Below are 18024 nucleotides of genomic sequence, written 5' to 3'. Positions count from 1 at the left end.
CGGTCGAACTAGCGTCCAACTGGGTTCGCCCCCACGATGAATCCGTTGTTGCCGACAGAGACGGCGACCTTGTGCACCATACCTTCGAACATCACCTCGTAGATCGGGCGCGTCCGTTGCATCCCGACCACTTTCCCCTCGGTGACAGCGGCGAACACGAGATTCGGCACCTTCTCCTCCGGTACGCCGGCTTTCGCGAAATCGTCGGCGTGGTGCAGGATGTGGGTAAGGCCAGCACGCCCGTTTCCCGTCTCCAGGAAGACGATCCGCCCGTTCGGATCTCGGCCGATGGCGACTATCTCCTCCGGATTGTGCTTCACGCCCTGCTGGCTCAGTTCGGCCAGCAGCTCCTGCCTCTGGTTGCGGCCACCTCGGGGACCTGGCGGACCATTGCCTGTGCTCAACCGCCCCAGCGCCTGCTTCAGCTTCTCGATCAGGTCGCCGAGCCGCCTGATCTCCGGCATCAGCCGCCGCAGGCTCGCCAGCAGCCCTCGTAGCAGCCGCGCGATCCGCGCCGCCCACGACGCCACCAACGTCGTCACCTGCTCCACCACCAGCGGCGCGGCGAGGCCGCCGGTGACGACCAGTTCGCCGGCGTACACGATGAGCCGGGAGACGCAGGTGGCGATGGCGTCGCGGACCAGCAGCCGGACGGCGGCGACCAGGCCGGCGGCTCCCTCGGTGATGGCGGCGAGGGTGTCGGCGCCCTGGGCCAGCCCACCGATGGCCTGCTGCTGCTCGGCGGCCCAGGACCGGTAGGCGGGGCCGGCGCCGCCACCCCAGCCTGCGACGTCGGTGCGGACGGCGGCGGCCAGGTCGGCGGCCTCCCTGCGCAGCGACGCGGCGACGTTGCGCCAGGTCTGGGCGTGGGCGGTGATCTGCGCCGGGTCGCCCGCGAGCCAGTCCAGTGCCTCGCTGAGCGGCTTGACGTGCTCGATCAGCCAGGCGATGCCGTACTGGAGCAGCGCGCCGACCGGGTCGGAGACGAAGGCGAGGGCGTCCAGGCCGGCGCTGACCACGCCGAGGGTGCCGTCGATCCAGCTGCCGTTGCGGACGCCCTGGGCGATGAGCTCGATGTCCTCGCAGATCCAGATGCCGGCCCAGGCGCTGGGCGGGGTCTCGGCGGCCGTGGCGACGAGCGGGTTGCTGGTCACCGGTCGTCCCGTATCCGTTGCAGCGACTGCTCGGCGCGGGCGTCGGAGGCACGGTAGCGGTCGGCGCCGGTCCGCAGTCTGTCGGCCGTGTCGCGCACCGAGATGGCCGCGGTGTCGATGCCCTGGACCAGGGTCTGCTGGAGGCCGTCGAGCAGCATCGGCATGACCGCGCAGAGCTGCCCGTAGGCCTCGGTGCCCAACCGGACGTGCTGGCCGGCCTGTCGGGCGGTGTCGAGACCCTCGGCGCGGCGGTCGAGGCGTGCGGCGTGGCGGGTCAGGTCGTCGGGGTCGACCTGGATGCCGTCATCGCCGGGCATCCGGTGTGTCCCGGTCGGGATCCAGCCGGCGGCGGTACGACTCGACCAGCGCCGCCGCTGTCGGATCCTCGGCGCCGAGGATGCCCGTGGTCGCCTCGGTGATCCGGCTCAGGAGGTCGGCGTGCGCGGCCCGGGTGGTCGCCAGGATCTGCCGGGCGGTGTGCGCCGCGGAGTGTTGTCGGGTGCGTTCGTCCAGCCGCAGGTCGACCAGCAGGCCCGACGAGTCGACGGTGACCTCGGTCGTCCGATCGGGGCTGGACGCCGTGCCCCGCAGCGCCTGCACCTGCGAGGCCAGCTCCCTGGCGCGGGCGGCCCGGTTCGCGACAGACGCTTCCCAGCCGTCGAGCCGGCGGGTCGCCTCGTCCAGCGCGGCTTCGTCCGCCCACATGCCTGACCCTCCCCAGGGCATCGACGCCGACCGGTCGGTGTCGCCGCCACGTTATCAACCGGTGGCGCTGCGTGGTGTGCGGCTGGTGCTGCCCCACTGCGGCTCCTGTTTCGGTACGCGACGGTCCTGCCACGGTCGGGGTGCTTATCCACTGTGGACGCACGGCTGAGGTCTGAGGTGTGGAGGATCGATGGTTTGGTGGGCATGGGCATCCGGGAGCTACACCGCCGACGGCGGTTGCAGTGGTGGGGCGGCTACCCCGCTGCGCCCGGATGCGTCGGTGCTGCCGCCCGACGAGGAATCGTCCGACGCCGAGGACTGACGGCCGGCTGCGTGCGCGGGCTCGCGTACGTCTCGGGGTGCTGCCGGCGGCGTGCTCAGCGCCGCCGGTCGGCGGCGTGGACGACGAGGACGGTGCCGTCGCTGCCGAACGACGAGGTTCTCGACGTCAGCCACCGCTCGCTGCCGTCACCCGGTGGCGGCTGGACCTGACCCCGCAGGGCGGTCCCTGGCGTTCACTCGGCCTTCTCGTCGTTTCCGCGCTGGCGGAGCGTGCGCTCGGCGATTCCGCTGGAGAGCTTGCCCATCACCGACCTGGTCCGGCCGAAGGTCTCCATGCCGAGGTGCCTGGCGGCATCGACGCCTTCTGTTCCCGTCACGACCACCTTGTCCCGCACCTCCACGGCCGCGTCCAACCATCGTCTCGCGTCCAGCGACTGTCGATCGCGCGCGATGCCGAGCCGTCCGTGGAAGTCGACGACGACGGTCGCGACGTGGTTCCTCGACTGCACCGTGGCCCGGGACGTGGTGGGGTTCAGCAGCACCTTCGTGTTGGCCGTGCCGGCAGCCGCGTCCAGGCGGGCCATCAGCCGCTCGGTGCTGCGTGAGATGAGTTCCAGCCGGTTCTGCCGTGCCGCCCGGAGCGCGAGCAGATGCTCGTCCATCTCCTCCGGAGAAGCGTCCAGCACCCGGTCGAGTTCGAGCACGGCGATCGCGTCCTGAAGTTGGAAGCAGCGGGCCAGCACGGCGAGCCACTCCTGAACCCTCAACTCGGCTTCCCTGCAGGTCTTGGCGAGGTCGCCGATCTTGGTCTTCTGCTCCATCTTCTCCGCGAGGGCGTCGAGCTGACGCAGCGCGTACGCCTGGGTGCGGGCGATCGTCACCGGCGTGGCCTGCACCTTCGACCAGGTGACCTCGGAGACCCGGCCCACCCGATCCCGGATGATCATGGCCTCCCCGATCACGAGGTCCACCCCGATCATGTCCGCCAGCACGGCGTCCTTCTGCGCGCGGAGCACGTCGTCGACCTTCTCGTCGATCGTGGCGAGATAGTCGGTGATCTCCTCCATGCTCTGTTTCATCGCGAGCTGCGCCATGAGCCCCGCCGCACCGGTCAGCAGCGCCGGGTTGGTCAGCAGCCCCCCGGGAGTCGTGACGATCTCCAGGAGCCCCTTGATCTTGCCGTGCTCGGTCAGCACGGCGCGGCTGACATCCGACTCCGAACCCTTCATGAGGGGGAACTGCTTCATCGCCCGCGCGGACTCCTCGGTCAGCTTCACCCAGCGGCCCGAGTTGGCGGAGATCTCGGCACCCGCCTTTGCGACGCTCGACCCGGCACCGAGGGCAGACCGGAGCCGCTTCAGCCCGAGGTCCTTCGACGGCAGGCGCTCAGAGGTGAGGAACCGGTCGACCGCCGCCGGACTCCCGATGACCGCGAAGCCATCACCGTCACTGATCAGCTGGATCTCGTCATCCATCGTCGGCTCCTGAAATGTGGGCGGGGAAAGCGGCTCAGGACGTCCCGCGTCGAGTGGTCCGCGGCGCACCGTTCATCGGGCGGCGGCGGTCAGCGTAATGGGCAGTTGGGAGGCCGTGCGTCGGTCATCGCGGCTTTCGTCCTGTCGCGAATGCGACTCACCATTCGATTCGAACGGCATTCGTCAAGCGACAGTGGACGCCGAGCGGCGCAGGACGACCGGCGGGCGCGCCGGACCGGGTCGCCGGCCGCCGTCGGCATGGCTCGTGCCGACCGACACCCTCGCCAAGGGGCGCAGGGAGCGGTCGACGGGCGTACGGCCGTGGCTTCTCCGCCAGTCCGTCGACCGGCCGGGACGCGGCCTACCGTGGCAGTGGGGCGGCCGGGCGGACCGCGGTGAACTGCGAGTGCTCGTACCGGGTGGCGGAGAGCAGCAGCAGCCACTCGTCGCAGCCCTGCCACGGGTAGAGGTCGGCGGCGCCGCCGCGTACGGTGCGGGGCCCGGCGCCGGTGCGTGGCCGGGCGTCCCTCGGTGCGTCAGCGAAGCCGGGGATCCACACGTCGGCGCAGATCTCGCCAGCCGAGCCCATCGCCGCCAGGCCGAAGGCGTTCTCGCCGGCGGCCGTGCGCTCCTCGTCGCCGAAGTCGTCGAGGAGCTGGTCCTCGTCGGGCCTGTCGTCACCGCGGAACGTCAGCGTGGTGGTGCCGGCGCGGGCCGCGTACTCCCACTCGGCCTCGCTGGGCAGCCGGAACGGCAGGTCGTCGAGCAGGTCGTCGAGGTCGTCCTCGAGGCGGGCCGTGGTGGTGTCCTCGTCGGCGTAGTCGTCCTCGTAGTCGGGCAGCCAGTGCCGGACCTGCGTGACCGTCAGCGGGTGCCGGGCGATCAGGAACGGTTCGACCCGCACCTCCCGCACGGGCTGGGCGTCCTTGGCGGCGGCGAAGAAGGGCTCCAGGGTGTCCTCGACTTCGCCGCTGCGCTCGATGGCGCGTACGGCCTCCAGCTCCGCGTCGGACAGACCCATGCGGAACGTGCCGCCGGGCACCTCCCGGAACACCACACCCGACGCCGTGTGGCGCCAGGCCGGACGCCCGGCCACGATCTCCTCGGTCCACATGGCGGCGAACGCTAGCATCAGCAGCCGCGTCGAGGACGGGGCGTCTGCCGGCATCGACGGTGCCGGACGGCGGGCGTTCCGCCGTCGCAGCGTCGGCTACGTGGCCACGCCCGCAGCGTGGACCACCCCAGCCGGTGGCCGTAGGGGCCTCCTGGCCAGAACGCGGAGAGGAAACCGCTGCCTCTCGGCACCGAGCACGACGGCGCGGCTCCCGCGTATTCCCCGATATCGGATTTCCGTCAGCCGGCGCGGACCCACGCATCGACGGGGGTGAACTGGGCAGGGGGGGAGTGGAGGCCGTCAGGTTCTCATTCCCCGGAGTTGGGTAAGTGCGCTGCTTGCGCGTCGACACCATCTCCGATGCGCAATGGGCAGCGAGAGGGAGCGTGCCGGCACCACCAATGTGATTCGCCGACATCGATGGAGGCCCGTCCATGGCGTTGACCCCGGCGGCTGGCGGCGGTTGCGGCGAGTCGTCGATGTCACCCCCGCCGATCCGGTCCCGGCGGCCGGTGAATTCCGACGTCGAGTGGGACAGCTTCGACCCCCAGGCGTACGTCCGGCACAACTACGCGGTTCTGCGTGCCGACGACCGGGAGATCCTCTGCCGTACCAGGGACTTCCTCGCCACCGCGAGGCTCTCCGACGCGGACTGTGTCGACGTGGGCTCGGGGGCGAACCTCTACCCGGCGCTGTCGCTCCTGCCGTTCGCGCGCAGGGTCGACCTGTGTGACTGGTCGGCGTCCAACGTGAGCTGGCTGCGTACGCAGGTGCACAGCTACGACGAGCTCTGGGACCCGTACTGGCGGGTGTGCGCGGAGCACCCGGCGTACTCGGCGCTGACCGATCCGCGGGGCCGCCTGGCGCGGGTCGGCCGGGTGCTGAGGACCAGTGTCTTCGACGTGCCGAGGCACGCCTGGGGCGCCGGCACGATGTTCTTCGTGGCCTGCTCCATCTCGGCCGACCGCGCGGAGGCCGAACACGCGATCGGTCGGTTCCTCGACGCGTTGCGGCCCCGCTCGCCCTTCGCCGTGGCGGTCATGCTCGGCTCCCGCGGCTACCGGGTGGGCCAGCGCCTGTTCCCGGCCGTGGCGCTGCAACGCGCGGAGGTGACGGCCAGCATCGCGGCCGGCGCGTACGACCTGGACGTCCACGAGGTGCGGCTCACGCCGCCGCTGCGGGACGGCTACCACAGCATGCTGCTGGCCACCGGCCGTACCCGCGGTTGACGCCGACGTCCGGCGACGGCAGGCGCCGGCCGCGCGATCGGCCCGTCCGCCGGTACGACATTCACCTCCTGCCCCGATCGGTCGGCATGGCGACACGCGGCCGTCGAAGCCGGACGAGTGGCACTCGACTGGACCGCTACGATGTTGTTGCACGTCATTGTGGAGCATTGTGGATCATCGCGTGAGCGGCAATACCAGCAGTTTCGGGTCGACGACTACAGCAGACGGCGGTGGATCGTGCGGATACAGCCACGCCAGGAGATCCTCGACATCTGGCGGGCCACGGTGCGCAGTTGCTGGCAGAACGGTGAATGGCGCTGGGGCGGCCGAAGTGGCAGCAACTCGATCAGCGACGCGGAGCAACTGCTGACCCTCCTGCTTCCGGCGGCCAAGGTCCCCGTGTTGTCGCTCGACGACCCGGATCGCGCCGACGAAGAGGTCATCGAGGCGCTCAGCCCGCTCGGCGGCGCGATCGAGATTCCCCGCCGGCTGGTCAGCGTGATCACCGACTACTTCACGCGGTACACCGACGACACCGGCACCCCGATCTTCAGCGGCGGAAGCTACCTCACCCCGCTGGAGGGCGGCGCGGAGCTCACCGACGAGCAACGCTCACTGGACATCGTCGACTCGTTCGCGGTGTCCGTCACGCTGACCCTGGCGACGATCGGTTTCGTCAAGGTCTACCGTGGCACCACCAAGCGACGCGATCTGCTGGCGCAGCTGGACGCCCTGGACGCGATGGCCAGCGCGCGACTCACCGCCGCCATGGTCGGCCTGCTCCGCAGTTTCAGCACCTTCGTCTTCACCGCCACCGACGAGTACGGCCTGCGGCTCTGCGACATGATCAACCAGGACGAGTTGCCGCGCCGCGAACTCGTGGCCGCGCTGCGCGAGCAGTTGCGGGAGACCATGGCGAGCCTGCGCAGCGTCGTCCTCGGGTCGGGCCGGGTGACCGAGGACCTGGACAACAGCGAGATGCTGTTCGAGTGCGGCTGGTCGTGGGGGGTCATCGCCGGGGCCGAGGACGTCCCGACCACGGAGCCGATCGGTCTGCAACGCGACGGCTCGGCGGAGAACGCCCCCTACCTCTACTTCACGGTCATCGCGATGGACGCCATCGAGGACCTCAACTCGGAACGCACCCGCCTGCTCGGGTTGCTCAACGAGGAGCAGCAGCGGCTGTCCCGGGCGTTGCAGCTGCGCTGGGAGCTGACCCGGACCTACTGGGCGACGGTGGCGACCTTCGGCAACCGGCGGCGGTGGCCCATCGAGGACATTCCCTGGCGGACGACCGACGGCGACCGGACCGACTACTACACCCTCCAGGCCACGTCGCTGGCGGTCAAGGGCCTGGTCGCCGGCGGGCGCGGCGCCGACGAGGAGTTCGGCCGGATCGCCGCGGTGCTGGTGGAGCTGGCGCAGCGGGCGCGGATCACGCGGCGTGCCTCGCCGGACGAGCCGGCGCTGCTCGTGCACGCGCCAGGCAAGCGGGTGACCCTGAACGACGACACGTCGAAGCCGATCATGACGTGGAACGTGAACGAATACTCCACTGTGCTGCTGCGGCGGGCGACCACCGTCGCCGGTCTGCTGAGCAACGCCCGGCGGCGCAGCGAGCTGCTCGAACTGGCGGACGAGGTGTGGGACCACCTGCTGCTGCGGCGTATCCCTGACGGGCAGCACCGGGGCCTGTGGGACCACGCCGGGGGTGCTTTCCCCGGGCTGGCGCCGAAGCCGGACGCACCCTCCTGGTACCTGACCGAGCGGGTGGTGGAGGCGCTGGTCAGCGCGGGTCAGCTGCTCTGGGAACGGCCGTTCCCACGGGCCGGCCGGCTCGCCTCGTACGCGCAGGATCTCATCGACGAGGCCGAATACCTTTTCGACCGGGAGCTGATGCGCGGCACGTTCGCCGGTGAGGCGATGCAGCGCAGCATGCGCAGCATCCGGGCCAGCCTGCGCCGGGCGCAGTCGCTGGTGGACGAGCGCCCCGGCACGGCCGCCGCCCTGGCGAACTCCCTGCTGCTGCTGCTCAACGACGTCGCCACCGGGCAGCAGAAAGCCAGCGAGGGGATCTGATGCTGGTCTTCGTCACGTCGCACAAGGGCGGCACCGGGCGCTCGGTGACCGCGGCGAACATCGCCTACCGCAGCGCGCTGTCCGGCCGCCCCACCTGCTATCTCGACTACGACTTCGGTTCGCCGACGGCCGGCATCACGTTCCAGATCCCGCAGGCCGTCAACGGGGTGGAGGGCGCCGGGCCCAACGGCGGCGGCCTGCACCGCTATCTGCGCGGCGAGATCCCGTCTCCGGAGCAGCTGGACGTGTGGGGCACCTCGGAGCGGGCCAGCCTGCGCCAGCGGCCGATCGGGTCCGGGCCGCTGGTGCTCCTGCCCGGGCAACGCAACGGCAGCGAGTTCGGGTTCACCAACGACATCGCCAAGCGCTGCGCCGAGATCTTCCTCCGGTTGGAGGAGGAGTTCGACCTGACCCTGGTGGACCTCAGCGCCGGCCGGTCGTACGCCAGCCAGATCGCCCTGGCGGCCACGGCCATCGCGACCCTGCGCAAGGTCACCGTGCGCTGGCTGGTCTTCCACCGGTGGACTCCCCAGCACGTCACCGCGGCCGCGGATCTGGCCTTCGAGGCGGGCGGGATCGTGGCCATGGGCAAGGAGTACGGCCACGAGCCGGACCGGCTGCGGGAGTCGCTGCGCTTCGTCCGGACGGCGGTGATCGACTCACGCGGCCCCGAGGTCGGCCACCTCGACCTCGCGCAGCAGGCGTTCCTGCGCAAGTGCGACGCCGAGCTGTCGGAACTGGCCCGACGGCGGGGCGTCGGGCGCACCACGCTCTTCGGCGCGGTGCCGCTGGATCCTCTGCTGCAGTGGCGGGAGCAGCTCATCTCGGACAACGACGTGCAGAGCAAGATCGCGAATGTCAGGACCGTGGACGCCTTCGTGGATCTGACCGAGAAGCTCTTCGACGAGACGGCATGGGAGACCGTGTGATTGGCGTGGATGTCAGGTTCCAGGAGGCGGCTGCGGTGCGACGTACAGAGAGCGTGGCGTACTCGCACCTGTCGGTGGAGTTGGGGCACTTCTACGCGAAGGACTTCGGCGACGGGTGTGCGGAGCTGCGACGCAGGTTCGAGCGGATCGCGGACTTCTCGGCCGCGATCCCGACCCTGGCCCGACGAGGGCTGCCGCCGAACCGGCAACCGCGGATCAGCACCTGCTTCCTGGTCGACGACTACTTCCACCGTTTCGGCACCCCCCGTGAGGTGATTCCGCAGGTGCAGAGCGCCGCGGCGGAACACGGCCTGACGCTGGACTACGTGGCGAGGGAGTCCAGCTTCGCGCGGCACGACGGTGTCGAACTTGCCCAGCTGGTGGTCGACACACTGGTGGTGGAGCCGCCCCGCAACACCACCGGGAGCCGCCCACCGCTGAGCGAGTCGGGTTGGCTGTCCAACGGCAGACGCTCGCCCGGGCACGTCGACGCTCCCGCGATGACCCTGCCCCGGCCGTGGTCCCCGCCGGTGCAGTCCGGCGACCCCCAGCACTCCATCTTCGTCGACGTCGAGCTGTGGTCCGACGAGCCGAAGACCCGGGTGTGGGCCTGCGCGCTGCTCGCCTCGGTCTGGCAGCTGACCCGCCTCGGCGTGCTACGGCACCGTGGCGAGACGGTCAGGCAGCCGTGCCAGCTCACCGGCGAGCTGCCCACCGACTGGGACGAGCTGCCGGCGATCGTCCAGCTGAATCCGGTCGCCGCGCCGTTCTGCGCGTACCGCACGCTGACCCTCATGAACACCCACTACCTGCCGGTGGAGCTGGCCGTACGGACCATCCTCGGTCAGGTGGCGGTGCCGTCCGCAGTGGCGCAGCAGGTCGCCAGGCGGGCCAGCGGCGAGGGTCTGCACCTGCCCAGCGAGCTGGTCGACCGGTTGAGTTACGTGTTCATCGGCGGGTGAGGGTGCTCAGCGCCCGCACGGCTGCTGGACCGCCACCCGGTGGGCCAGCTCCCGCAGCAGGGCCATGTTGTTGACGCTGATCTGATCCCGGATCCAGTTGACCGACGACTTCCACTGCCGGCTGAAGCCGGGTACCTGCTCCAGGCGGTCCCAGACCGGCCGCAGCCGTGGGTGGACCCGGGCGCCGGGCAGCCACAGGTGCAGCAGGTGCTCCAGCACCGGCCGTAGCCGCTCGATGTGCTCCTGCCCGCCGGAGGCCGGTCGGGTGACCGCGGCCTCCACCAGGGAGGACAGCATGGTCAGCAGCCAGTCGTGCAGCGCGAGATCCTCGCAGAGGCCGGCCACCGCGGCCGGTACGTCCTGCGGGCCGACCACGAGCTCGACCGTGCGCAGCGTGGGGGAGTCCACGGTGACCACCGCCGAGACGTCCCGCCCCGGCTGCTGGTCGACCTGCGCGGTCCAGCGCAGCCGGGTGCGCGCCGCGCGCAGCGGCGGGTGCCGGTCCAGCAGGCCGGACATCTGCACGCCGTCGAGCACCCGGCCGGTGATCGCCTCCAGGTTCAGCACGTCCGCGTCGTTGCCGTGCAGGAAACCCGCGGTCAGGTCCGCGGCGTCGAGCTTGCCGACCGTCTCGAGGACGCCGGGGTTGGCCAGGTAGTGCGACCACGGCTGGCGGCGCTCGCCGGCGACGACCTGGATGACCGAGGAAGCCTGCACGATCCGGCCGCCGGTGATGATGGCCCGGGTGACCACCGCGCCCACCCCGCGCAGCTGGCGGTTCCTGGCGCTGGGCAGCCAGCAGTCCACACCGGTGCGCACGTCGGGCGACACCGCGTAGAGCGAAGGGCGTCGGGAGGTCAGCACGACCTCGCCCTCGACCAGGCCGAGCACCTCCGAGCTCTGCTCCTGGGCCAGCGCCGTGCTGTGCTGCAGCAGGTTGGTATGCACCTCACCCACCGTGAGCATGGCTTCCTCCGCATCGCAGGCACCGGTCCGCGGTCGCCCCGCGGAACGCGGTCCATGGTGATTGACGTACGCCGCCGTGACCTGCACCGACACGGATCCGGGTGGGATTACCGAACTCCTCGTGAGAGCCGGAATGCGGCTTGCCGGATCCGTTTCCGTCCTGCGGTCATCATAGGCCGACCGTTGACGGGATTCCCATTCGTGGGCGGAGGTTGCGATGTTCGCGGGTCGGATGGGCGTGCCGGCAACTGATATTTTCATTGATGCGGTCGCCAGCCCACCCCCTGGAGTTTGCCGTTGATGAAGGTCTACATTTCGGCCACCCAAAAGGATCTGCTGGAATATCGCGCTGCCGTGCACGTCGTGGCGCGTCGCCTGGAGATCGAGGACGTGGCCATGGAGGCGTACGGGGCCGACGTCCGGCCGCCGTTGGAACGTTGCCTGGACGACGTGCGCCGGTGCGACCTCTACGTGGGCCTGTTCGCCTGGCGCTACGGGTTCCGGCCGCCCGGCCAGGAGTCGTCCATCACGGAACTGGAGTACCGGGAGGCGCTCGCGGCCGGAAAGCCCTGCCTGATATTCCTGCTCGCCGAGGAGACACCCTGGCCGGTCGACATGATCGACCGGGACGCCGACTGGCAGCAGATCGTCGCGTTGCGCCGGGAGCTCAAGGAGCGCCACCTCTGTGCCTTCTTCTCTGGGGTGGACGACCTCTCCGCCAAGGTGACCATGGCACTGGCCGAGGTACGCAGCGGCCGATCGCCGGCGCGTGAGCTCGCCGACCCGGACACCCCCCTGCCGGAGTCCGTGCGCAGCCAGTACCACAAGCAGTTGGCCCTGAGGTACCAGGCCGTCGCGCTGGACGCGGTCTCCCCGCGCCCCACCATCGGATATCTGACGCTCGGGTTACCGAAGATGTTCGTGGAGCCCCGCGTGCACGAGGACACCCGCCCGGAGATGCCGCTGGCCTGGTGGCGCTGGGCCAGCTCCACGGCCGACGACGACGGCGGGCTGCCCGGGGTGGTCGACCCGGAGGAGGTGGAACGGCTCTGGGAAGAGTACGCGGCCAAGGACGCGCTGGCCCTGTTCGACGTGGTGAGCGATCCGGGCCGGCGAGCGATCGTGCTGCTGGGCGACCCCGGCTCCGGCAAGTCGGCGGCCGCGCAGTACCTGGCGCTGGCGCTGGCCGGGGTGTGTGCCGAGCCTCGGCTGGCGGCGCTGGACCGCCACCTCCCCGTCCTGATCGAGCTGCGCTCCTACGCGGCACACTGCGGCGACGGGCGGTGCGACGGCCTGCTGGACTACGTGGGCCACCGCCACCAGCAGGGACTGGCCGGAATCGAGCAGAACCTGCTGGAGGCGTATCTGCGTCAGGGCGGCCAGGCGCTCTTCCTGTTCGACGGCCTGGACGAGATGTTCGACCCCGCACAGCGGGAGGAGGTGGCCGCACAGATCGCCACCTTCGCCGGCGAGTACCCGGGGGTGCGGACGCTGGTCACCTCGCGGGCGGCCGGATACCTGCGGCACACCTTCGCCAACGCCGGCTTCGACCACTTCACGCTGGAGGATCTCGACGACGAGCGGATCGCCCGCTTCCTCGGCAACTGGTACCGCTACGTCATGCCCGCACCGGCGGCGGAAGCGGACCGGCAGCGTCGACAGATTCTCGACGTGGTGCGCAGGTCACGGGCAATGCACGAGATCGCCGGCAACCCCCTGCTGCTGATGCTCATGGCGATCGTCGTGCGGGGCCACCCGCTGCCCCGCAACCGGCACCGGCTCTACGCGCACGTCACCGACGTGCTGATCTCCGAGTGGGACGTCACCAAGCAGTTGCGGGAGAGCCACGGCGACGTGCCGCTGCTGGACCTGCAGGCGAAGCGCCGGTTGGTGCGCCACCTGGCGTACTGGATGCAGTTCCGGGAGTCCGGCCCGGCCGGAAACTACATCGAACCCGACGAACTGGCGCGCATCTTCCGGGACCACCTCGTCGCGTTCTACGGTTTCGAGAACGAGCGGGCACTCGCCATGGCCTACTCGATGATCGACAAATTGCGCCAGCGAAGCTTCATCCTGGAACGGTACGGACTGCGACTGTTCGGGTTCGTGCACCGCACGTTCCTGGAGTTCTTCTGCGCCGAGGAGATCGTGGACAGGTTCAAGCACGATCCGGACGCCTGGGGTCTCGACCGACTGCGCGCGCTGTTCCGCGAGCACTGGGCCGACCCGTCCTGGCGTGAGGTGCTCCGGCTGGTCGCCAGCGCCCTACCCGCCCAGACCGCCAACGACCTGGTCGTCCTGCTCGCCACCGGGGTCGACCAGCCCTGGCCGCCGCTGAACCTGACCGGCCCGCCGTGGAACCTGGTGCTGGCCGCGCAGTGCGTGGCGGAGGCACCGCAGCCAACCGAACTGGCCGGTGCGGGCGACGCGGTGCTGTGCCAGGTCGTGCGGCTGGTCGAACACGGCATCTCCGCCGACGACCCCAACCTCGTGGAGCTCACCGAGCAGGAGCTGCTGCCCTCGATCCGGGCGCTCGGGTCGAGCTGGCCCGGCCGGCAGGCCTTCCTGCACTGGTACCGCCGCCGCGGGGTGCGCACCAGTTGGCGCTCCGGCTCCGCGTTCGCCACCCGGGTCGCCGCGGTGCTCTCCACCGCCGAGGAACGGCTGGAGGAACTGCTGGTCCAGGAACTCGGGCAGGGCCGCGAGCGGCAGGCCCACCTCACGCTGGTGGCGGGGCTGGCCGAGACCGCCGGCCGGCTGGACACCACCAGCCCCAGCCGCCGCCGGTGCCGGGACCTCCTGCTCGCCGAGGCGCAGGCCGAGGTCTCCACCACGGTCCGGCAGGCGGCCGTACGGGCTCTGGTCGCGCACTTCGGCACCGATCGCGACCACGTCGACGTGCTGCGCGACCTGGCCCGCTCACCCGATCCCGCGGTGCGCGCGCTGGCCGTGCAGTCCCTCGGCGGCCGCGGCGAGCTGTCCGGGGACGTCCGCCAGGTGCTGGCGAGGGCCACCGAGGATTCCGCCACCGCGGTGCGGCGGGCCGCCACCGCAGTGCTCACCACGCGCTGCGCCGACCTGCCGGACGCCCCCGGGACACTGCAGCGTCTGCTGGCCAACGACACCGACCCCGGCGTGGTGCAGCGCGCACTACAGGGGCTGCTGGCGCTGCCGGAGCACGCCGGGACCGCCCGCACCCGGGCGCTGCAGCGACTGACCGGGGACTCCCCGGACGAGGTGCGGCGCTGCGTGGTGACCGAACTGCTGCCGGGGCGGCCGAGCCCGGACAGCACCGAACTGCTGCTGAAACTGGCCCGCTCGGACCCGTCCGCCCGGCTCCGCGCGGTCGCCGTGCAGCGGCTGGCGCTCGCGCCTGACCCGCAGGGGCGCTGCCGGGCCCGGCTGGTCGACCAGATCGAGCAGGACGAGGAAGCCTCCGTGCGTGCCGCCGCGGTGACCGCCCTGATCGACCGGGACCGTGCCGACGACACCGGGTGGACGGTGGTGGCGAACGCGGCCCGCGCCGACGAGGACGCGACGGTGCGCCTCGCCGCGGTACGCGCGCTGGCCGAGGCGTTCCCGGACCACCGCACCGGGGAACTGCTGCTGGAGAAGGCACACCGCGACGCGACCGCGAGCGTCCGGCTCGCCGCGGTCGACCTGCTCACCGGCCGGCCGCTGCTCGACCAGGCGACTCGCGATCTGCTCATCAGCCGCGCCGCCCAGGAGCGGGACGCGATCGTCCGATTACGGGTCACCCTCCGCCTGACCCGCCTCGCCGACCAGCCGGACCCCGAGGTGCTCAAGTGCCTGGCCGAGCAGGTCAGCCGGGATCCCGACCCGAACGTGCTGCGCGCGGCCGCCCAGGCGCTCGCCCGGCACGGGGAGTCCGACGCCCTGATGGAGACGCTGTGCCGGCGGGCCCGCCGAGACAGCTACGTCGGCATCCGGCTGGCCGCCGTGCAGGCCCTCTGCGCGTACGGGACGCCCGACGTGGTGACCGACGTGCTGCTGGAGTGTGTCGAGTCGGACACCGACCCCGCCGTGTTCGACGCGGCGGTGTGCTGCCTGGCCGAGCAGGGCTCGGCGTCCATGGCGGTGACACTGCGGCTCCTGCGCCGCCTGGCCGACCAGGACCCGGCGATCCGCGCCCGCATCGCCGCCGCGCTCGGCGCGCACTTCGGAGCCGACCCGGAGGTCCGGGTGCTGCTGGTGGGCCTGGTCCGCGACGACCCGGACCTCGAGGTCCGGCGCCGGGCCGTGGAACAACTGGGAGCCACGCTGGCCGACCGGGCGGGGGTGCGGGAGCTGCTGCTGCGGCTGGCCGACGACGACGACTGGGAGATCCGCCGCACCGCGCTGCTCGGGTTGACCCGGCACTACTCCCGGGACACCCGGACCCGGGCCGTGCTCGTGCGGCTCGCCCGCCAGGAGGACGACGGCAGCGTACGGCGGCTGGCCGGGCAACTGCTGGCGGCCCTGCCCGACACCAGGCCCGACGACTTCCCGTGACCCGGGCCCGACGACTGACCCGGGCTCGACGACTTCCCGTGACCGGGCCCGACCGGCTGCCCGGACCGGCGGTGCCGTCGCCGCCGCGCGCACCGAGCCGGACGGGGCACCGACCGCCGGTCCACCCGAGCCGGTGACGCGCGGGCGGGCGTGCGCCGAGCCCCGTTCCGATCGACCTGGTCAAATACGATGACCGTCATGACAGACCCGGTCGCCACCTCGCGCCACCTGGTCGTATGGTGGCTTCGAGCCGTGTTCGCAGTCATCGGGCTGGCCGCCTTCATCCTCGGCTACATCGGTTTCGACCGCCTGCTCCAGGCCCGGCCGGACACCGCGCACGACCCGTACGACGTGCTCTACTACGACCTGCAACTCTTCGTCTTCGGCGCCGAACCCTTCCAGAACGCCGGACCCTACCCGTGGCAGTTGCAGGTCGCCCGGTTCGCCGCCCCGCTGTTCACCCTCCTCGCCGTGGCCGAGGCCAGCCGGCTGCTGCTGGCCGCCGAGAGCCGCCGCCTCCGGGCCCGGCGAGCCCGTGGTCACGTCCTGGTCTGCGGCGACTCCCCGTTCGCACACATGCTCGCCGACCGGCTCTTCGCCGACGGCGAACGCGTGGTCGTGGTGCGCTCCGAACCATTCGGGCCGCTGGAATACCGCCTACGCCGGTACCTCGGCGTCATCGGGGACCCGGCCAGCCCTCAGGTGTTGCGCGGCGCCGGCCTGTCCCGCGCCCACACCATCTACGCCTGCAGCGAGGACGACGACCGCAACCACGCGATCGCCAACACCGCGAGCCGGCTCGTGCAGGACAAGCGGCGACCACCCCGGGTCTACGTGCTGGTCCACGACTCCGAGATGTGCCTGTCGCTGCAGGCCCGACGACTCGGCGCCGCCGGATCCAGCCGGCTGCGGCTGGACTACTTCCACGTCGACGACATCGCCGCCCGCGCGCTGCAGCGGCACCACCCGTTGCCGCCCGCCACCGGCCGCCCCACCAGGGTCCTCATCGCCGGCACCGGCACCTTCCGCCGAGCCCTCCTGGTGGAGACCGCTCGGCACTGGCGGGCCCGTCGGGCCGACTCCCCACCCGGTGACGTCGTGCCACCCCTGCGGGTGGACCTCGTGGCCCCGGACGCCGGCACCGAACTGGCCGTCGCGGCGTCCCGCTACCCGTTCCTGACCACGGCCTGCCAGCTCACCGCGTACGACCTGGACCTCGACGGCCTCGTCGGGCTCGACCACCTCGACGGCGACCGCTACGACCGCATCTACGTCTGCGCACCGGACGAGACCCGCGGCCTGCGGTACGTGCTGGACACACCGGCCCTCTGGCAGTGCGCCGAGAGTTCCGTCTTCGTACCGGTCTACCAGCAGGCGGCGCTGGCCGCCGCCTTCCACGGCGACTCCCGTCACGACCTGCTCGACGAGGTGCACGGCAAGCTGCGCCTCTACCCGGTGCTGACCCGCGCCTGCGATGCCCGGCTGATCGCCGAGGACCTCACCGAGCGGCTGGCCCGGCTGATCCACGAGCGGTACCTGCTGGCCCAGCAGCGCGCCGGGGTGGGCCCCGGCGACGCGCCGGCGATGGTGGACTGGTCGCGACTGCCCGAGTCGCTGCGGCGGGCCAACCGGGCCCACGTCCAGGACATCGCCGCGAAGCTGTTGAACCTCGGCTGCGTCGTGGCGCCCCGGCGCGGCGGCGCCAGCGACGCCGCCGCCGGGCAGGTCATCGACGACCGGATCGAGGAACTGGCCCGCCTCGAACACGAACGGTGGTGCCGGGAACGGCGCGGGGAGGGCTGGACGCACGGCGAGCCCCGCGACGACGGCCGGCGGCGGCATCCCGCCTTGCGGCCCTGGGACGACCTGCCCCTCGACGTGCAGGAGCAGAACCGCGCGGAGATCCGGGCGCTGCCGGACGTGCTGTCCGACAGCGGGTTCGAACTGATCCGGCTGGCACCCGCGGTGCCCGTGCAGCGGGGAGGACCGGGGGATGCCGGCTGATCCCGCACCGGTGCGCGTCGGCGTGACCGGGCACATCAACCTGACCCGCGACACCGAGTTGCTCGTCGCCGACGCGCTGCACGTCGAGTTGCGCCGGATCAGCGACCGACCGGTGCGCGGCGTCACCTGCCTGGCGGCCGGTGCGGACCAGCTCTTCGTGCGCGCGATCCTTGAGCTGGGCGGCACGTACGAGGTGATCCTCCCGGCCCTCGACTACCGGACCGCCGTGATCTGCCCGGAGAACCGGGCGACCTTCGACGGGTTGCTCGCCCGGGCGGCGACGGTCGTGCACACCGGCCACGAGCGTTCGAACACCGCCGCCTACGTGGCCGCCAACCGGGAACTGGTGCGACGGGTGCAACGGCTCGTGGCGGTGTGGGACGGGGAACCTGGCTGCCACGCGGCGTCGACGGACCGGACCGTCGACGCCGCGCGGCGCCTCGGCATCCCGACCACGGTCCTCTGGCCCGCCGGCGCCCGCCGGACGCCCCCGGGCTCTGACTCTTGAATCTGTAGATCTTTCGATTCGGCGTGGAACCAGTACTTCTGGCCGCTGATCCTGATGCTGCGCTGTCGCTCGCCGGCCCGCACCCGCCGGTGCGGGCGGACCGCA

General features: G+C 71.5%; 13 protein-coding genes. 7 read left to right on the top strand and 6 right to left on the bottom strand.

Features of this window, described 5'->3' with window-relative positions; all coding sequences use genetic code 11:
• Positions 1-8 precede the first annotated feature (8 nt).
• From KBX06_RS19965 to KBX06_RS19945, 5 genes are all read right to left on the bottom strand, one after another.
• Positions 9-1154 carry a WXG100 family type VII secretion target gene (locus tag KBX06_RS19965; protein WP_247686283.1) on the bottom strand — a complete coding sequence of 382 codons (1146 nt, stop codon included), beginning with the start codon at positions 1152-1154 and terminating at the stop codon, positions 9-11.
• On the bottom strand, positions 1151-1471 hold the full coding sequence (locus tag KBX06_RS19960) for a type VII secretion target (protein ID WP_210837323.1): 321 nt from the start codon (positions 1469-1471) through the stop codon (positions 1151-1153). Before KBX06_RS19960 ends, KBX06_RS19965 begins: the two co-directional genes overlap by 4 nt.
• On the bottom strand, positions 1458-1859 hold the full coding sequence (locus KBX06_RS19955) for a YbaB/EbfC family DNA-binding protein (RefSeq protein ID WP_210837321.1): 402 nt from the start codon (positions 1857-1859) through the stop codon (positions 1458-1460). Before KBX06_RS19955 ends, KBX06_RS19960 begins: the two co-directional genes overlap by 14 nt.
• A gap of 515 nt (positions 1860-2374) precedes the next feature.
• Complete coding sequence (locus KBX06_RS19950) at positions 2375-3616, bottom strand: hypothetical protein (RefSeq protein WP_210837319.1); 1242 nt, start codon at positions 3614-3616, stop codon at positions 2375-2377.
• Between the two features lie 361 nt (positions 3617-3977).
• Complete coding sequence (locus KBX06_RS19945) at positions 3978-4730, bottom strand: SUMF1/EgtB/PvdO family nonheme iron enzyme (protein WP_210837312.1); 753 nt, start codon at positions 4728-4730, stop codon at positions 3978-3980.
• A gap of 434 nt (positions 4731-5164) precedes the next feature.
• Here KBX06_RS19945 and KBX06_RS19940 point away from each other — a divergent pair, with 434 nt between their 5' ends.
• The 4 genes from KBX06_RS19940 (at position 5165) to KBX06_RS19925 (ending at position 9929) form a co-directional block, all read left to right on the top strand.
• Positions 5165-5959: an SCO2525 family SAM-dependent methyltransferase gene (locus KBX06_RS19940; protein WP_210837305.1), complete on the top strand. Its 795-nt coding sequence runs from the start codon at positions 5165-5167 to the stop codon at positions 5957-5959.
• 237 nt (positions 5960-6196) lie between these two features.
• Positions 6197-8038 (top strand): SCO2524 family protein, encoded by a 1842-nt coding sequence (locus tag KBX06_RS19935; RefSeq protein ID WP_210837303.1) that lies wholly within the window; start codon positions 6197-6199, stop codon positions 8036-8038.
• The gene (locus tag KBX06_RS19930; protein WP_210837301.1) at positions 8038-8967 is read left to right on the top strand and encodes an SCO2523 family variant P-loop protein; all 930 of its coding nucleotides are present in this window, start codon (positions 8038-8040) and stop codon (positions 8965-8967) included. The genes KBX06_RS19935 and KBX06_RS19930 overlap by 1 nt, the downstream gene beginning before the upstream one ends.
• A complete protein-coding gene (locus tag KBX06_RS19925; protein WP_247686281.1) occupies positions 8952-9929 on the top strand; it encodes an SCO2522 family protein in 978 nt (325 codons plus the stop codon). Before KBX06_RS19930 ends, KBX06_RS19925 begins: the two co-directional genes overlap by 16 nt.
• A gap of 6 nt (positions 9930-9935) precedes the next feature.
• Here KBX06_RS19925 and KBX06_RS19920 read toward each other — a convergent pair whose 3' ends face one another.
• The gene (locus tag KBX06_RS19920; RefSeq protein ID WP_210837299.1) at positions 9936-10895 is read right to left on the bottom strand and encodes an SCO2521 family protein; all 960 of its coding nucleotides are present in this window, start codon (positions 10893-10895) and stop codon (positions 9936-9938) included.
• 300 nt (positions 10896-11195) lie between these two features.
• On the opposite strand from KBX06_RS19920, the gene KBX06_RS19915 reads away from it, so the two are divergent.
• The 3 genes from KBX06_RS19915 (at position 11196) to KBX06_RS19905 (ending at position 17919) form a co-directional block, all read left to right on the top strand.
• On the top strand, positions 11196-15407 hold the full coding sequence (locus KBX06_RS19915) for a HEAT repeat domain-containing protein (protein WP_210837297.1): 4212 nt from the start codon (positions 11196-11198) through the stop codon (positions 15405-15407).
• Positions 15408-15605: 198 nt separating this feature from the next.
• On the top strand, positions 15606-17411 hold the full coding sequence (locus tag KBX06_RS19910) for a RyR domain-containing protein (RefSeq protein WP_210837295.1): 1806 nt from the start codon (positions 15606-15608) through the stop codon (positions 17409-17411).
• Positions 17401-17919: a hypothetical protein gene (locus KBX06_RS19905; RefSeq protein ID WP_210837293.1), complete on the top strand. Its 519-nt coding sequence runs from the start codon at positions 17401-17403 to the stop codon at positions 17917-17919. Before KBX06_RS19910 ends, KBX06_RS19905 begins: the two co-directional genes overlap by 11 nt.
• The last annotated feature ends 105 nt before the right edge of the window (positions 17920-18024 follow it).

It is taken from the genome of Micromonospora sp. C31 (genome assembly GCF_018070575.1).
Lineage (GTDB): Bacteria > Actinomycetota > Actinomycetes > Mycobacteriales > Micromonosporaceae > Micromonospora.
The sequence above is the reverse complement of the archived record's forward strand: the minus strand, read 5'-3'. Positions and strand labels throughout refer to the sequence as shown.